This is a genomic window from Streptomyces sp. SPB074 (assembly GCF_000154905.1).
In the GTDB taxonomy this organism is placed as follows: domain Bacteria; phylum Actinomycetota; class Actinomycetes; order Streptomycetales; family Streptomycetaceae; genus Streptomyces.
Window position 1 is genome coordinate 4216411 of record NZ_GG770539.1, and the last position, 1238, is coordinate 4217648.

The 1238-nt window shown below is 76.8% G+C and carries 1 protein-coding gene; it reads left to right on the forward strand.

What is annotated here, in order from left to right:
• Positions 1 to 829, forward strand: an 829-nt coding sequence (locus SSBG_RS17570) for a MazG family protein (protein WP_078491338.1), incomplete at its 5' end; no start/stop codon positions are given.
• Positions 830 to 1238 lie beyond the last annotated feature (409 nt).

Consider the following 1238-nt stretch of genomic DNA (forward strand, 5'->3'; position numbering starts at 1 on the left):
CGGGGTACCGGCCGCCGAGGAACTGGTCGCCGCCTGCGCGGACGGCTCGACGGTCGTCGTCGTGGCCGGGCACGGCGAGGACGAGCACCGGCTGACCGACCGCCTCGCCGCGCTCGCGGGCTCGGGGCGGCACGCCATGCCCGAACTGGAACTCCTCCCCGCCTCGTACGACCTGCCCGGCGCGCGCCTCATCGACCTCGTGCAGGTCATGGACCGCATCCGCCTGGACTGCCCCTGGTCGAGCCGCCAGACCCACGAAGGTCTCGCCAAGTACGCGCTCGAAGAGGTCTACGAGCTGGTCGAGGCGATCGAGGACGGGGACCGGCACGAACTGCGCGAGGAACTGGGCGACGTCCTGCTCCAGGTCGTCTTCCACTCCCGTATCGCCGAGGACGACGCCGAGGAGCCCTTCTCGGTGGACGACGTCGCGGGCGCGCTCGTGGAGAAGCTGATCCGCCGCCACCCGCACGTCTTCGGCGACGAAAGCGCCGAGACCCCCGACGAGGTCCGCACGCTGTGGCTCGCCGCGAAGGCCGACGAGAAGCAGCGCGCCTCCGTCACCGAGGGCATCCCGCTCGCGCAGCCCGCGCTCTCGCTCGCCGCGAAGCTCGCGGCCCGCGCCCGTACGGCGGGCCTTCCCGTCCCCGTCCCCGAGCCCGGCGCCGACTGGGGCCCCGCGCTGCTCGCCCTTGCCGCCCGCGCCGACGCGGCGGGCGTGGACCCGGAGGCGTCGCTGCGCGCCTCGGCCCGTGCCTACCGCGACGCGATCCGGCGCGCGGAGACGGCGAAGGCGGCGGAGACGGAGGCGGCGGGGGACCGGGAGGAGTAGGGGGCGCAAGGGGCGGGGCGGTCCGCGCCGGGCGCCGCCCCCGGTCTGCGGCCTCCGACCCCCTACCCCGGTACTGTCCCGGACCGCCTCCCGCTCCCCCCGTACCCCTTCCCGCTCGGCTCCCCGGTGTGACGCCCCGCCCGTTCCCGTCTCCCTGCCTTCCCCCTCGTCAGCACGGACGAGACGCGGGGAGACGGGGCCATGGGGAGCTTCACGAGGCGGGACCAGGGACCGAAGGACCGGGGAGCGCGGCGCGCGAGGGCGCGTGAGCGCGAGGCCGAGGCGTCGGGCGGGGGACGTCGGGGCGGGGGACGTCGAGGCGGGGGGCCTCGTGCCGCGCCGCCTCCCTCCGGGTGGCCTCCGGTCGGTCCGCCTTCCCCGGTCCCCCCGCCGGGCGATCCCCCGCTTG